The 14,068-nt window shown below is 73.2% G+C and carries 13 protein-coding genes and 1 riboswitch; of the genes, 8 read left to right on the forward strand and 5 right to left on the reverse strand.

Annotation, left to right across the window (positions count from 1 at the left end; genetic code table 11):
• The first annotated feature begins 146 nt into the window (after window positions 1–146).
• The 5 genes from ACZ4NB_RS12965 to ACZ4NB_RS12985 all read left to right on the forward strand — a co-directional run bounded on the left by ACZ4NB_RS12965 (window position 147) and on the right by ACZ4NB_RS12985 (window position 6,472).
• A complete protein-coding gene (locus ACZ4NB_RS12965) occupies window positions 147–1,043 on the forward strand; it encodes an ATP-binding cassette domain-containing protein (protein WP_467660810.1) in 897 nt (298 codons plus the stop codon).
• Window positions 1,015–3,222 (forward strand): YhgE/Pip family protein, encoded by a 2,208-nt coding sequence (locus ACZ4NB_RS12970; RefSeq protein ID WP_467660812.1) that lies wholly within the window; start codon window positions 1,015–1,017, stop codon window positions 3,220–3,222. The genes ACZ4NB_RS12965 and ACZ4NB_RS12970 overlap by 29 nt, the downstream gene beginning before the upstream one ends.
• Before the next feature lie 35 nt (window positions 3,223–3,257).
• Window positions 3,258–3,872 carry a TetR/AcrR family transcriptional regulator gene (locus ACZ4NB_RS12975; RefSeq protein WP_467660814.1) on the forward strand — a complete coding sequence of 205 codons (615 nt, stop codon included), beginning with the start codon at window positions 3,258–3,260 and terminating at the stop codon, window positions 3,870–3,872.
• Window positions 3,873–4,262: 390 nt separating this feature from the next.
• Window positions 4,263–4,883 carry a DUF4126 domain-containing protein gene (locus ACZ4NB_RS12980; RefSeq protein ID WP_467660816.1) on the forward strand — a complete coding sequence of 207 codons (621 nt, stop codon included), beginning with the start codon at window positions 4,263–4,265 and terminating at the stop codon, window positions 4,881–4,883.
• Between the two features lie 80 nt (window positions 4,884–4,963).
• On the forward strand, window positions 4,964–6,472 hold the full coding sequence (locus tag ACZ4NB_RS12985; RefSeq protein WP_467660818.1) for a phytoene desaturase family protein: 1,509 nt from the start codon (window positions 4,964–4,966) through the stop codon (window positions 6,470–6,472).
• Window positions 6,473–6,585: 113 nt separating this feature from the next.
• On the opposite strand, the gene ACZ4NB_RS12990 is transcribed toward ACZ4NB_RS12985, so the two are convergent.
• The 5 genes from ACZ4NB_RS12990 to ACZ4NB_RS13010 form a co-directional block, all read right to left on the reverse strand.
• Entirely contained in the window at window positions 6,586–7,737 is a 1,152-nt protein-coding gene (locus ACZ4NB_RS12990) for a hypothetical protein (protein ID WP_467660820.1), read from the reverse strand.
• 36 nt (window positions 7,738–7,773) lie between these two features.
• Window positions 7,774–8,691 (reverse strand): methylenetetrahydrofolate reductase [NAD(P)H], encoded by a 918-nt coding sequence (gene metF, locus ACZ4NB_RS12995; protein WP_467660822.1) that lies wholly within the window; start codon window positions 8,689–8,691, stop codon window positions 7,774–7,776.
• A gap of 195 nt (window positions 8,692–8,886) precedes the next feature.
• Window positions 8,887–9,546 (reverse strand): thiamine phosphate synthase, encoded by a 660-nt coding sequence (gene thiE, locus ACZ4NB_RS13000; RefSeq protein ID WP_467660823.1) that lies wholly within the window; start codon window positions 9,544–9,546, stop codon window positions 8,887–8,889.
• Between the two features lie 109 nt (window positions 9,547–9,655).
• Window positions 9,656–10,021 carry an Rv2175c family DNA-binding protein gene (locus tag ACZ4NB_RS13005; RefSeq protein ID WP_467660825.1) on the reverse strand — a complete coding sequence of 122 codons (366 nt, stop codon included), beginning with the start codon at window positions 10,019–10,021 and terminating at the stop codon, window positions 9,656–9,658.
• A 90-nt stretch (window positions 10,022–10,111) separates the two neighbouring features.
• Entirely contained in the window at window positions 10,112–11,353 is a 1,242-nt protein-coding gene (locus tag ACZ4NB_RS13010) for an NAD(P)/FAD-dependent oxidoreductase (protein WP_467660827.1), read from the reverse strand.
• Between the two features lie 201 nt (window positions 11,354–11,554).
• Window positions 11,555–11,667: riboswitch (TPP riboswitch) on the forward strand.
• Between ACZ4NB_RS13010 and thiO the strand changes: the two genes are divergently transcribed.
• The 3 genes from thiO to ACZ4NB_RS13025 all read left to right on the forward strand — a co-directional run bounded on the left by thiO (window position 11,665) and on the right by ACZ4NB_RS13025 (window position 13,952).
• Window positions 11,665–12,888: a glycine oxidase ThiO gene (gene thiO / locus ACZ4NB_RS13015; RefSeq protein WP_467660829.1), complete on the forward strand. Its 1,224-nt coding sequence runs from the start codon at window positions 11,665–11,667 to the stop codon at window positions 12,886–12,888. It overlaps the preceding riboswitch by 3 nt.
• Entirely contained in the window at window positions 12,885–13,100 is a 216-nt protein-coding gene (gene thiS / locus ACZ4NB_RS13020; protein ID WP_467660831.1) for a sulfur carrier protein ThiS, read from the forward strand. The genes thiO and thiS overlap by 4 nt, the downstream gene beginning before the upstream one ends.
• A 111-nt stretch (window positions 13,101–13,211) precedes the next feature.
• Window positions 13,212–13,952, forward strand: a complete 741-nt coding sequence (locus tag ACZ4NB_RS13025; protein ID WP_467660861.1) for a thiazole synthase — start codon at window positions 13,212–13,214, stop codon at window positions 13,950–13,952.
• Window positions 13,953–14,068 lie beyond the last annotated feature (116 nt).

Raw genomic sequence — 14,068 nt, forward strand, 5'->3', positions numbered from 1 at the left:
GGGCATGGACGAATCCTGGTGGAACGCCGCGCAACCCCCATGGAATCCCGGCGGATTCCCGATCGATTCGCCACACCCTCTTGCGGAACGGGGGGTGGGATACCGCATAGTGTTTGAACTGACTGGTCAGTTCAAGGGAGGGGATCGTGGACAGCACCCCGCACGGGGCGGCGGTCGCGGCCGCGGGATTCGGGGTCAAAGGCCCCCGCGGATGGGCGTTCAAGGACGTCGACATCACTGCCGGGCCCGGCTCGCTGATCGCCGTACAGGGCCCTTCGGGCTCGGGCCGTACGTGTCTGCTGCTCGCGCTCACCGGGCGGATGAAGCCGGCCGCGGGCACCGCCGAGGTCGGCGGGCTGCCGTTGCCGAAGAAGATGGCCGCGGTCCGGTCCGTGTCCGCGCTCGCCCATGTGCCGGGCGTCGCCGAGCTTGATCCCTCCCTCACTGTAGGCGAGCATCTGCGCGAACGCGCCCTGTTGCAAGGCCGGTTCGGCGGTTCGCTGCGTGCGCTGCTGCGGCCGCGTCGGGAGCGCCGGGCCGAGGCCCGCGCACTGGTGGACGGCGCGCTCGAAGCGGCCGGCCTCGATCTGGAGGCGCTGCCCAAGGGGATCCGCACCTCCGTGCGCGACCTGGAGCGGCTGGAGGCGCTGCGGCTGTCCGTGGCGCTGGCGCTGATCGGCGGCCCGCGGCTGCTCGCCGTCGACGACACCGACCTGAAGCTGTCCGACGAGGAGCGTGCGGCGGCCTGGACGATGCTGCGCGGCCTGGCGGCGGCCGGCACGACGGTGCTCGCGGTGTGCAGCGAGCCCCCCGAGGGCGGCGAGGGCGTGGTGCTGGTGGGTACGGGCGGCCGCCCGGAGCAGGCCACCTCCGAGGACGGCCACGACGAGCAGCCCTCACAGGACCAGCACGACGGGCACTCCTCGCAGGGCAAGCGCGACGAGCCCCCCGCGCAGGACGGGGACGACGAGCGCCCCGCACAGGACGAGAACGACGACGAGGAGGGGGCGGTCGATGCGCTCGCCGAAGCTGGCCGCGCTTGAGCTGAAGCGGTTCGGGAGGGGGAAGCTGCCGCGCGCGGCGCTGGCGGCCCTTCTGCTGCTGCCGCTGCTGTACGGCGCGCTGTACCTGTGGTCCTTCTGGGACCCGTACGGGCGGCTGGACAAGATACCGGTCGCGCTGGTCAACGCGGACAAGGGCGCGGACGTCGGCGGCAAGCGGATCTCGGCGGGCGACGGCATCGTCGACGGACTGGCCGACAGCCACACCTTCGACTGGCGCCCGGTGGACGCCGAGGAGGCCGCCAGGGGCGTCGAGGACGGCACGTACTACCTGTCGCTGTCCATCCCGAAGGACTTCAGCCGGCGGATCGCCTCCAGTTCCGGTGACCACCCGGAGACCGGCGCCCTCAAGGTGCGGACGAACGACGCGAACAACTACATCGTCGGGCAGATCTCCCGGACGGTGTTCTCCGAGGTGCGCGCGGCGGCCTCGAAGAAGGCGTCGCGCACCTTCTTCGACAAGATCTTCGTCTCGTTCTCGACCCTGCACGACAAGACCCAGGAGGCCGCGGACGGCGCCGGCCGCCTCCGGGACGGCATCGGGCGGGCGAAGGACGGCGCGGGCAAACTGGCCGACGGGCTGGGCACCGCGAAGGACGGCAGCGGCCGGCTCGTCACCGGCCTGGGCGACCTCGACGCGGGCGCCGGGCGGCTCTCCCAGGGCAGCTCCGACCTGGCGCGGGGAGCCGGTACGGCGGCCGACGGGTCGCGCCAACTGGCCGACGGCTCCCGGCAGGTGGCCGACGGCACTCAGCAGCTGGCCGACACGGTCAACGACATCGACCGCAAGGTGGGGCCCTTCGTCCGGGCGCACGGCAAGGAGATCGGCGAGGCGGCGCGGCTCGTCGCGGACGGTTCACAGGCGGTCCGCGACCACTTGGGCGCGCTCCCGGCGGCGGCCTCCACAGGGGCGAAGCTCTCCCGGGGGATCTCCGACCATCTGGCGCGGTACTACCACTCGCGCTGTGAGAGCGGCATCACCCTGGAGACCTCCTGCGACGAGCTGAAGCAGCTCAAGGACGACGCGGCCGCCGCGGCGGACAAGGCCGAGGAGATCAGCGGGTACGTGCACGACCAGAAGAACCTGGACCAGCTGGACCGGGACCTGGCCGCCCTGCACGACCTGGCGGACGAGTTGGCGAAGCACGGGCCGACGCTCGGCGCCGACATGGACGCCGCGGTCAAGAAGATCAACGACCTCAACGACGGCGCGCACAAGGTGTCCGCGGGCGCCCACAAGCTGGCCGCCGGGAACGCCCGACTGGCCGCCGGTGCGGGCAAGCTCGACGACGGGGCCCACCAACTGCACCACGGCACGGGCCGGGCCGCCTCCGGCATGGGCGACCTGGACGCGGGCGTGGGCAAGCTGAAGAGCGGCGCGCACACCCTGGACGGCGGGCTCTTCAAGCTCTCCGACGGCTCGCGGAAGCTGGCCGGCGGGCTGCACGACGGGGTGAAGCAGATCCCCGACTACGGCAAGAAGGACCGCGACGCACGCACCCTGGTCATGTCCGACCCGGTGCAGCTCGCCTCGGACTCCGCCCACAAGGCGCCGAACTACGGCACCGGGTTCGCCCCGTACTTCATCCCGCTGTCGTTGTGGGTGGGCGCCATGGTGGCGTACATGCTGATCCAGCCGCTCAACCGGCGGGCGCTGGCGATGGGCGCGTCCTCCTGGCGGGTGGCGGTGTCCGGGTGGCTGCCGGTGGTCGGCGTGGGGGTGCTGCAGACCGCGGCGCTGATGTCCGTACTCCACTTCGGGCTCGGTCTGGAGATGGCGTGGTCGGCCGGCACGATCGGCTTCCTGGTGCTGGTCACGGCCTGTTTCTCGGCGATCGTGCAGTGGCTGAACGCACAGTTCGGACCGGCCGGCCGGATCCTGGTGCTGGCGCTGCTGATGCTCCAGCTGACCTCGGCGGGCGGTACCTACCCGGTGCAGACCAGTCCCGGCTTCTTCGGCGCCATCCACCCGTATCTGCCGATGAGTTACATCGTGGAGGGGCTGCGCCGGCTGATCACGGGCGGTGACCTCGCGCCCGTATGGCAGGGCAGTGCGGTGCTGCTGGCGTTCACCGCCGGGGCGCTGGTGCTGACGTCCCTGACGGCGCGCGGCCGCCAGGTGGTGCGGATGAAGGACCTGCACCCGGAGCTGAGCCTGTGAGCACGCACCCGATGGGTACCGGCACAATCGCCTCCATGGACAGCTCCACTACACGCCGCGACGCCACCCGGCGCAAGCTCTTCGAGGCCGCGGTCACGCTCATCGCCGAACAGGGCTTCTCCTCCACCACGGTGGACGAGATCGCCGAGCGGGCGGGCGTCGCGAAGGGCACCGTCTACTACAACTTCGCGAGCAAGAACGTTCTCTTCGAGGAGCTGCTGCGGCACGGCATAGAGCTGCTGGCGACCTCCCTGCAGGATGCCGCGGAGGACGTGGCGGACCGGGGCGGCAGCCGGATCGACGCGCTGGACGCGATGATCCGGGCCGGGCTGGACTTCATCTCCCGTTACCCGGCGCTCACCCAGCTCTACGTCGCCGAGCTGTGGCGCACCAACCGGGCCTGGCAGTCGACGCTGATGGTGGTGCGCCAGCGGGCCATCACGGTGGTGGAGGACGTGCTGCGGGAGGCGGTGGCCAACGAGGAGCTGAGCGAGGAGATCGACATCCCGCTGACGGCCTCGGCGTTGTTCGGGATGGTCCTGGTGGCCGCCCTGGACTGGCAGTCCTACCAGCCGGACCGGTCGATCGACGAGGTGCACGCCGCGCTGTCGCGGCTGCTCCAGGGGCGGGTCAGCGGCCCTCCCTCGTAGCGGCCGGGAGCCCTCCTGGCGGCCGGGAGAGAAGTGCGCGCCGTGGTGGTCAGGTACGGCGCGCACCCTTTCTCCCCCGTGGGCCCGCACAAAAGAGTGCGCTGCCCTGGCACGAACCGTTCCCCCGCCGATCCGACCAGGACAGCGCTTCCCCCGTGCTCCCCCGTGGAGCCCCCGTGCCCCCGTACTTCCCCCGTGTCCCCCGTCACGTCCGGGAGCCGCGCCGCTCCGCCGCCCCGTGTCGGCGGTGCGGCGCCGCTTCCCTTCCGTGGCGCATACTCTTCCGTCCTGGCGGGTTCCGGCCCATCCGCGTACCTACTCATCTGGTCGTCTGAGTACGGATACTCAAAGCTGAGCACCGGCCCCCAGTGGGGGCCTACGATCTCCGGCGTGTCCGTACTTCCCTTGGTTTTCACCAGTGGCTGGGCGAGCGGGATCAACGCCTACGCCGTCGTCCTGCTCTTCGGCCTGCTCGGCACGGCCGGCGTCGCCGATGAGGTGCCCGCGGCGCTGCAGCGCCCCGACGTGCTGATCGTGGCCGGAGTGCTCTTCGTGTGCGAGGCCGTCGCCGACAAGGTCCCGTACGTGGACTCGGTCTGGGACGCCGTGCACACGGTGATCCGGCCGATCTCCGGCTGCGTGGTGGCGGCGCTGCTGGCCGGGCACGACGGTTCGCTGCCCGAGCTGGCGGCGGGCGCGGTGGGCGGCACCACGGCGCTGCTGAGCCATCTGGTCAAGGCGGGCGCGCGGATCGCGGTCAACACCTCGCCGGAGCCGGCCAGCAACATCGTGCTGAGCCTGCTGGAGGATCTCGGCGTCGCCGGGCTCATCGCCTTCGCGGTCTTCCATCCGGTGGCCGCGGCGGTCATCGCGGCGGTGCTGCTGGCCGCGGGCATCGCGATGGTGGTCCTGCTCTGGTCGCGGATCCGCCGGTTCCTGCGGCGCCGGCGTGCCCGGCGCGCGGAGAAGCGGCTGGCCGCGGCGGGCGAGGCGGTGCCACCGGTCGGCTGAGCGCGGCCCACCCCGGGCCGGGACCTCCGTGCGCACCGGCGGCGCGGGCACTGTCAGTGGCGCCGGATAAAGTCGCAGGCATGGCACGGATTGCGGTGATCGGCGCCGGGATGGGCGCGATGGCAGCCGCCGCCCGGCTGGCCGTCGCGGGCCACCAGGTGGCGGTGTTCGAACGCGGCGCGACGCACGGCGGCGCGGTACGGCGGCTGGAGCGGGACGGCTTCGGCTTCGATACGGGGCCGGGCCTGCTGCATCTGCCGGCCGTCTACCGCGACCTGTTCCTCAAGACCGGCCGTGAGCCGCTGGAGAGCCGCGTCGAGCTGTCCCAGGTCGACCCCGCGAGCCGCCATGTCTTCGCCGACGGCACGGCCGTGTCGCTGCCCAACGCCTCGCGGGCGGGCGTGCTGGCGGCCCTGGACGAGGCGCTGGGCGCGGGCGCCGGCGAGCGCTGGAGCGCGCTGGTGGGCCGCGCCCGTGAGGCATGGGACGCCACCCGGCGGCCGCTCCTGGAGGAGCCGCTGTGGCAGGAGTGGCGGGTGCTGGGGCGCGATCCGTATCCGGCGGTGCGCAGACGCGGACTGTTCGGGCGCGACAAGGGCCCCACGACCGCCACGCTCGCCGAGGTCGCCCGCCGTGAGCTGGCCGACCCCCGGCTGATCGCGCTGCTGGAGAGCCATGCGCTGGCGTACGGCTTCGACCCGCGCAGCGCCCCGGCGAGCGCCGCCGTGCTGCCGTACATGGAGCAGACCTTCGGGAGCTGGTACGCGCGCGGCGGTATGCGGGCGCTGGCCGACGCGCTGTATGAGCGCTGCCTGGCGCGCAAGGTGGAGTTCGCCTTCGGCGCGCAGGTGACCCGGATCGTCGAGAAGGACGGCAGGGCGACGGGTGTCGAGCTGGCGGACGGGCGGGCCGCGGAGGCCGAGTTCGTGGTCGCCGGTATCGATCCGGCCCGGCTGCCGGCGCTCCTCGACGGGCGCGAGCCGTACGGACCGGACGACGTTCGGCCGCGGACCGGCCCCGGTGACCGCGCGACGGGGCGGCTCACGGTCTGCCTGGCGCTGCGCGGAGCGCGCGAGGCGGGCGCCGCCCATCGGACCGTCGTGCACGCCGCGGACCGCGCGGCGGAGCTGGCGGGCGTGTTCGGCGACGGTCCGCAGCCGGTCTGCGCGCGGCCGACGGTGACCGTGCTGCGCCCGGACGACGCCACCACCCGGCCCGACGACGGCCATGAGGCCGTGACGCTGACCGCGACCGTCGCGCCGCCCCCGGCCGGCCGGCTTGAGGGGGCGGCCGCCGAGGCGGCCGCGGACCGGCTGGCGGAGGTCGCCGAGGCGGCCGTGCCGGGGCTGCGGGAGCGGGTGCTGTGGCGCGAGGTGCTGCCGCCCGCGGAGGACGCGCTGGTGCCGGGCCCGGCGCTGGCGGGCCGGGACGGCCGCTTTCTGCGGCCCGGCAATCGCACCCGGATACCGGGGCTCTACGCGGTCGGTGGCTGGTCGCACCCGGGCGGCGGGCTGGCGCACTCCGGGATGTCCGGCGCGCTCGTCGCGGGCCTGATCGTGAACGGCGACGACTGGCACGGCTCCACCTGAGCGGGGAGACGGCGGAGAGGCGAGCGGTAGGGGCCTGACGGCGGCCGGGGTGGGCCTGACGGCGGCCGTGGCCGGCAGGAGCCGTCGCCGCGCCCCCGTCCGGTCCGTGCGGTTCAGTAGCGGTACGGCTGCCCGTCGTACCCCTGCTGCTGGTACGGGTAGGGCGGCTGCTCGGGCGGGAGTTCGCCGTCGCGCTGCTGCGGGACCCAGGCCCCGCCGGGCGGTGTCCCGCCGTAGCCCTGGTCCGCGTTCTGGCCGGTCGGCCCGCCCTGCCCGTCGTACTGCTGCGCGCCGTAGGACGGCTGGGCGTAGGGGTCCTGCTGCTCGTAGGGGTCGTAGGCCCCGGAGTACTGCTGGGCGCCGGTGTAGGGGTCGGAGTAGGGCGCCTGGCTCTGGCCGTCCCCGTAGGCCGCGTAGGGGTCGGCGTAGCCGTCCTGGCCGGCCGCGGTCTGACCGTAACCGCCGCCGTACGCATAGCCGTTGCCGTCGCCGCTCCCGCTGCCGTCGGCGGTGCCGTAGGCGTCGTAGCCGCCGTAGCCGGGCTGCGGGGCGCGGGCGTCGGGGCTGTAGACGCCGTACTGGCCGGTCTCGTCGGGCATCGGCTGGGGGGCGTACACGTCGGCGGTGTCGGCCCGCGCGTAGTCGCCCTGGCCGTCGTACTGCTGCGCGCCGTAGGACGGGCCGTCGTAGGACGGCGCGGGGAATGCCTGGGTGGCGAAGACGCTCTGGTCCTGCGGGTCCTGGTAGGGGTCCTGGCCGCGGTAGCCGCCGTCGGCCGGGTAACCGTCGGCCTTGTAGTCGTACGAGCCCTGCCCGGCGTAGGTGTCCTGGTTCTGGAAGCCGCCGGTGCTCTGGAAGCCGCCGGTGCTCTCGAAGGTGTCCGGGCCACCGTCGGCGCCCCGGTCGGGGCCGTCGGCGGGCTCCGCCGCCTCCAAGTCGGAGACCTGCAGGGTCGGTTCGGCGGCGGGCGCACCCGCCGCACGGCTCCGCCGGCGGCGGCTGGCGCCGGGCTTGCCGCCCAGCGCCCAGCCGGTGGTGAAGCCGCGCCTGAAGGAGAGCGTCACATTGACCTGGCCGACGGCGAACGCGCCCAGTCCCACTCCGATCACGATCACCGACGGGATGACGACGCCGACGACCACGCCGAGGAAGCCGGTGAAGGCGAGCAGCCGCCAGCGCAGCCGGGCCTTGTACTGGAGCAGCACCTCACCCAGCAGCCAGAGGGCGACCAGGCCGAACGCGATGTAGAGGACCGTCCAGCCCATATACGCCCTACTTCCGCCGTTCGCCGGCCACCGTGATCAGGACTGCTGGTGCAGCCCCAGATTCTCGTAGATTTCCAGGGTCGCCGTGGAGTGGTTCAGGGTAATGAAGTGCAACCCGGGAACGTCCTCGGCCATCAAGCGCGCACACAGATCCGTCGCGTACTCGATCCCGATGGAGCGTACCGCCGCCGGGTCGTCCTTGACGGCGAGGATGCGCTCGGCCAGCTCGGGCGGGAAGGCGGCATTGCTGAGCTGGGCGAACCGCTCGATCTGGCGGACGTTCGTGACCGGCATGATCTCCGGAATGATGGGCGTCGAGCAACCCGCCGCGGTCACCCGGTCCCGCAGCCGGAAGTAGTCCTCGGGGTAGAAGAACATCTGGGTGATGGCGAAGTCCGCGCCGGCCCGGCACTTGTCGACGAAGTGGGCGACGTCGGTGTCCCAGTCCGTCGAGCGCGGGTGCATCTCGGGGAAGGCGGCGACGCCGACGCAGAAGTCGCCGGACTCCTTGATCAGCCGGACCAGGTCGGCGGCGTAGTCGAGGCCGTCGGGGTGCCTGACCCAGTCCCCCATCGGGTCGCCGGGCGGGTCGCCGCGCAGCGCGAGCATGTTGCGGATCCCGGCGTCGGCGTACTGGCCGATGATGTTGCGCAGGTCCGCCGTCGAGTGGTTGACCGCGGTCAGATGGGCGACCGGGGTCAGGGTGGTGTCGGTGGCGATGCGCTCCGTGGCGCGCACCGTGCCGTCACGGGAGGTGCCGCCGGCGCCGTATGTCACGGAGACGAACGTCGGGGCGACCGCCTCGATCCGGCGAATGGCGTTCCACAGGGTCCGCTCGCCCTTCTCGGTCTTCGGGGCGGCGAACTCGAACGAGTATGACTGCTTGCCGGAAGCCAGCAGTTCGCGCACGGTGCGTGCGCGATCAGTCCTGGTGGAAGCTGTACCTAGGGCCATACCGGCAGGTTAACCACGGGCCGGGCACACACCAACCGTCATCGACGTTTTGCCTGGTTGGTCGGCTTCGTGTCCACTGATTGGACATTTTCCGGCCGCCTGGGCGTCCGATTAACGCCCCCTACGCCACCCGTGCCCGGCTCTCCCGAGCCTCAGCGGGTGCCTTCCCCCGGCCGTCCTCCGTGGGGTGTCTCCCTAGGCCCGGTCGTCGTCGCACTCGCGCACCCGCTTGGCCAGCGCGGCGGCCGCGGCTCCCGGATCGTCGGCCTCCGTGAGGGCGCGGACCACCACGACCCGGCGGGCGCCCGCCTGAAGCACCTCGTCCAGATTGCCGGCGTCGATCCCGCCGATCGCGAACCAGGGGCGCTGCGGAGCGCGCGCCGCGGTGTAGCGGACCAGATCGAGGCCGGGGGCGTGGCGGCCCGGCTTCGTGGGCGTCGGCCAGCAGGGGCCCGTGCAGAAGTAGTCCACCCCGGGCTCGGCGATCGCGGCGTCCACCTCGGCCTCGGCATGGGTGGAGCGGCCTATGAGGACGTCCGCGCCGAGAATGGCGCGGGCGGCCGGGACCGGCAGATCGCCCTGCCCGAGATGCAGCACCTCGCTGCCGATGGCATGGGCGACGTCCGCACGGTCGTTGACCGCGAGCAGCTTGCCGTGCCGGCGGCAGGCGTCCGCGAAGACCTCCAGGTGCCGCAGTTCCTCGCCGGCCTCCATGCCCTTGTCGCGCAGCTGGACGATGTCGACGCCGGAGGAGAGCACCGCGTCCAGGAACCGGGGCAGGTCGCCCTGGGTCCTGCGGGCGTCCGTGCAGAGGTAGAGCCGGGCGTCGGACAGGGCCTGTCGTGCGGTGCTCATCGGGCGGCTTCCCCCAGGTCGGGGGTGTACGGGCCGGACCTTCCGGACCCGTACACCCCGTAGGTGTGGTTACGGATGCTGATGCGGTCGCTGACGAGCGCCGGGCACGTCAGACGGCGAGCGCCTGGGCCCGGCGCTTCACCTCCGTGCCGCGATTCTCGCGCAGCGCCTGCGCCGGGGTTCCGGGGAGGGTCTCATCCGGGGTGAACAGCCACTCCAGCATCTCCTCGTCGGTGAAGCCGTCGTCCTTGAGGAGCGTGAGTGTGCCGACGAGGCCCTTGACCACCTTGTCGTCCTTGATGAAATCGGCGGGTACCTGCAGCACCCTGTTCTCGCCGCGGCGCACCGCGATCAGCTGGCCCTCCTTGACCAGCTGCCGGACGCGGGTCACCTCGACGCCGAGCTTTTCGGCGATGTCGGGGAGGGTGAGCCAGGCGGGGACGAGTCCATCGATGTTTGCGTCAATCTCGGTCACAGGACAAGCCTGCCACCTCGCACTGACAGTCGGTAGCCGGGCATCGCCATCAGGGGCCTCCGGCACACCGGAGGGTGACGACACGCCTGCCTACTGCGCCGCGGCCTTCAGCGGTACGGCGGCGTTCGCGGCCCGGTCCCGGTCGAGGGTCACGCCCCGCTCGATGAGCTTGCGCCCCTGGGCGAGGTCCCGCGGCCGCCCCACGGCCAGCAGCGCCACGAGCCGTCCGCCCCGCAGCCAGATCACCGACCAGGCGGCCTGCGCCGGATCACCGCGCCAGACCAGCTCATCGGCGTCCCCGTGATGGCCCGCGTACTGCACGAACCGGCCGAACTGCTCGGACCAGAAGTACGGGACCGGGTCGTAGACCAGCCCCTCCGCCTCCCCGCGGGCGATGTTCTCGGCGACCGTACGGGGGCCCTGGAGGGCGTTGTCCCAGTGGTGGACCAGCAGACGGCTGCCGTAACGGGCCGACGGGAAGGAGGCGCAGTCGCCGACCGCGTACACATCGGGCACGGAGGTGCGCAGCCGGTCGTCGGCCAGCACCGAACCGTCCTCGGAGGACACCTCGACGCCGGAGCCGGCCAGCCAGGCGGTGGCGGGCCGGGCCCCGATCCCGACGACCACCGCGTCGGCGGGCAGCGTGGCGCCGTCCGCGAGGGTGACGAGGCCGGCGGTGACGGCCGCGACCCGGGCGCCGGTGCGCAGCTCGGCGCCGGCGTCCGCGTACCAGCCGGCCATATGGGCGGCGACCTCGGCGGGCAGCGCACCGGCCAGCGGGCGGTCGGCGGCCTCGACGACGGTGACCGCGCAGCCCGCCTCGCGCGCCGCCGTGGCGAACTCGGCGCCGATCCAGCCCGCCCCGACGACCACGATCTCGTGCTGGGCGGCGAGTACCGGCCGCAGCCGCTCGGCGTCGTCGAGGGTGCGCAGCAGATGGACGCCGGGCAGGCCCTCGCTGCCGGGCAGCGTGATCGGTTCGGCACCGGTCGCGATCACCGCGTAGTCGTAGGCGATCGGACCCCGCACCGTGTCGACCCGGTGGGCGTCCGGCACCAGGGCGGTGACCCGGCGGTCGAGGTGGAGCTCGATGTCGAGCGCGGCGAAGTCCACGTCGAAGGCGGAGCCGTCGGCCTTGCCCAGCAGCACCGCCTTGGACAGCGGGGGGCGGTCGTAGGGCTGGTGGGGCTCGTCACCGAGCAGCGTGATCGCACCGCGCCACCCCTGTTCGCGCAGGGCGACCGCGGTCTGCACGCCCGCGATTCCGGCGCCGACGATCACGACGCGCGGCGTGTGGCCGGAAGGCTGGGAGGATTTGCTCTGCTCGCTCACCCGATCACTCTAGGACGGTGTGCGACGCCGCTCGCAGCACCGCGCGACGAGATCTCTGACACAGCGTCATACCCGCCCCCGGGGGCTGTGCCCCGGCCCGCGGGCTCCGGGGACGGCACGGCCGCACACGCACCACCGGTGCCCCCGCGTACACCGACCGTTCCCTTACCCCGCCTGGCGCCCCGTATTAGGGTGACGGCTACACGCACTCGCGGGAGCCCGGACGCACCGGGCTGAGAGGGAGGCTGGCCGGCCTCCGACCGTACGAACCTGATCCGGGTCATGCCGGCGAAGGGAGGGGCTGGACGCCCATGCATCCATCTGCCACACGATCGAAACCAGTCACCGGGCACCCTGATGTGCTCGTCATCGGGGGCGGCATCATCGGCCTGGTCACCGCCTGGCGGGCGGCCGGCCGCGGGCTGACCGTCACGGTGGCCGACCCGGCGCCCGACGGCGGCGCGGCCCGCGTCGCGGCCGGGATGCTGGCCGCGGTCACCGAGCTCCACTACGGCGAGCAGACCCTGCTGGCCCTCAATCTCGCCTCGGCGCGGCGCTACCCGCGCTTCACCGAGGAGCTGGAGGAGGCGTCCGGGGCCTCGATCGGCTACCGGCGGTGCGGCACCCTGGCCGTCGCGCTGGACGCCGACGACCGCGCCCACCTGCGCGATCTGCACGCCCTGCAGATCCGCTCGGGCCTGGACTCGCAGTGGCTCACGGGCCGCGAGTGCCGCCGCCTGGAGCCGATGCTGGCCCCCGGCGTACGCGGCGGCCTGCGGGTCGACGGCGACCACCAGGTCGATCCGCGGCGGCTGGCGAGCGCCCTGCTGGTGGCCTGCGAACGGGCCGGGGTGGTGCTCCACCGGAGCCGGGCCGAGCGGCTGACCGTCGACCGCGGCCGCGCCTCGGGCGCCGAACTCGCCGACGGCACGCGGCTGTCGGCCGGCCAGACCGTGCTCGCGACGGGCAGCCGCAGCGGCCGCCTGACCGGGGTCCCCGACGAGGTGCTGCCGCCGGTGCGGCCGGTCAAGGGGCAGGTGCTGCGGCTGCGGCTGCCGGACGTGCCCGCCGGGTCCCCGGCCTTCCTGTCGCGCACCGTACGGGCCGTCGTCCGCGGCAACCCCCTCTACCTGGTGCCGCGGGAGAACGGCGAGCTGGTCGTCGGCGCCACCATGGAGGAGCTGGGCTGGGACACCACCGTCACCGCGGGCGGCGTCTACGAGCTGCTGCGGGACGCCCACGAGCTGGTCCCCGGCATCACCGAGCTGCCGCTGGTGGAGAGCAGCGCCGGGCTGCGCCCCACCTCCCCCGACAACGCGCCGCTCCTCGGGCCGACCGCGCTGCCCGGCCTCCATCTGGCCACCGGCCACTTCCGCAACGGGGTGCTGCTGACGCCGGTCACCGGTGACGTGATGGCCGAGGTGCTGGCCACCGGGGACCTCCTCGACGAGGCCCGTCCCTTCACCCCCGCGCGCTTCTCCCCCACCGCCCCGGGGGCCGCGCGCACCCGCCTGCCGGAGGAGCAGCCCGTATGAGCAGCGCCAGTATGTCCGTGTCGGTCAACGGCGAGGCCCGCGAGATCCCCGGCGGGCTCACCCTCGACCGGCTCGTCGCGACCCTGTCCGCGGCGCCCACCGGGGTGGCCGCGGCCGTCAACGAAGTCGTGGTGCCGCGCACCCAGTGGCCCACCACCCCGCTCGCCGAAGGCGACCGCGTCGAGGTGCTCACCGCGGTCCAGGGAGGCTGATCCGCAGACATGACCGATACCGCAGTGTCCCGAGGGGCGGCCCCCGCCCCGACCGCCACCGGACCCGACCCCCTCAGCATCGCCGGCACCACCTTCGGATCCCGCCTGATCATGGGGACCGGCGGGGCGCCCAGCCTCGACGTCCTGGAACGCGCGCTGCTGGCCTCCGGTACGGAGCTGACGACGGTCGCCATGCGGCGGCTGGACCCGACCGTGCAGGGCTCGGTGCTGTCCGTACTGGAACGGCACAGCATCCGCGTACTGCCCAATACGGCGGGCTGCTTCACGGCGGGCGAGGCGGTGCTCACCGCCCGGCTCGCCCGGGAGGCGCTCGGCACCGACTGGGTCAAGCTGGAGGTCGTCGCCGACGAACGCACCCTGCTGCCCGATCCGATCGAGCTGCTGGACGCCGCCGAGACCCTGGTGGACGACGGTTTCACCGTGCTGCCCTATACGAACGACGATCCGGTGCTGGCCCGCAAACTGGAGGACGCGGGCTGCGCCGCGATCATGCCGCTGGGCTCGCCGATCGGCTCCGGCCTGGGCATCCGCAACCCGCACAACTTCCAGCTGATCACCGAACGCGCCGGCGTCCCGGTGATCCTGGACGCCGGCGCCGGCACCGCCTCGGATGCCGCCCTCGCCATGGAGCTGGGCTGCGCGGCGGTGATGCTGGCCTCCGCGGTGACCCGCGCCCAGGAGCCGGAACTGATGGCCGAGGCGATGCGCCACGCGGTCGCCTCGGGCCGGCTGGCCTATAGGGCGGGCCGCATCCCCCGCCGGCACTTCGCCCTGGCGTCCTCCCCTACGGGGGGCGTCGCGGAACTGGATCCGGAACGCCCTGCGTTCTAGCCCGTTCGCTGCGCTTGGCTGGCTTCCCACGTTGTCGGCTGCGGCGCCGTGGTGGTTGTTCGCCGTTTCGCCTGCGGCGGGCGGTTGTTTGTCGGGTGCGGTGACAGCCCTACGGA

The sequence above is a fragment of the Streptomyces sp. NPDC026575 genome, from assembly GCF_055567415.1.

What these genes read in the sequence shown, in the direction of transcription:
- ACZ4NB_RS12970 (WP_467660812.1), top strand. Translation starts at nt 1,015, where the DNA reads ATGCGCTCGCCGAAGCTGGCCGCGCTTGAGCTGAAGCGGTTCGGGAGG.
- ACZ4NB_RS12975 (WP_467660814.1), top strand. Translation starts at nt 3,258, where the DNA reads ATGGACAGCTCCACTACACGCCGCGACGCCACCCGGCGCAAGCTCTTC.
- ACZ4NB_RS12985 (WP_467660818.1), top strand. Translation starts at nt 4,964, where the DNA reads ATGGCACGGATTGCGGTGATCGGCGCCGGGATGGGCGCGATGGCAGCC.
- ACZ4NB_RS12990 (WP_467660820.1), bottom strand. Translation starts at nt 7,737, where the DNA reads ATGGGCTGGACGGTCCTCTACATCGCGTTCGGCCTGGTCGCCCTCTGG.
- metF (WP_467660822.1), bottom strand. Translation starts at nt 8,691, where the DNA reads ATGGCCCTAGGTACAGCTTCCACCAGGACTGATCGCGCACGCACCGTG.
- thiE (WP_467660823.1), bottom strand. Translation starts at nt 9,546, where the DNA reads ATGAGCACCGCACGACAGGCCCTGTCCGACGCCCGGCTCTACCTCTGC.
- thiO (WP_467660829.1), top strand. Translation starts at nt 11,665, where the DNA reads ATGCATCCATCTGCCACACGATCGAAACCAGTCACCGGGCACCCTGAT.
- thiS (WP_467660831.1), top strand. Translation starts at nt 12,885, where the DNA reads ATGAGCAGCGCCAGTATGTCCGTGTCGGTCAACGGCGAGGCCCGCGAG.
- ACZ4NB_RS13025 (WP_467660861.1), top strand. Translation starts at nt 13,212, where the DNA reads ATGGGGACCGGCGGGGCGCCCAGCCTCGACGTCCTGGAACGCGCGCTG.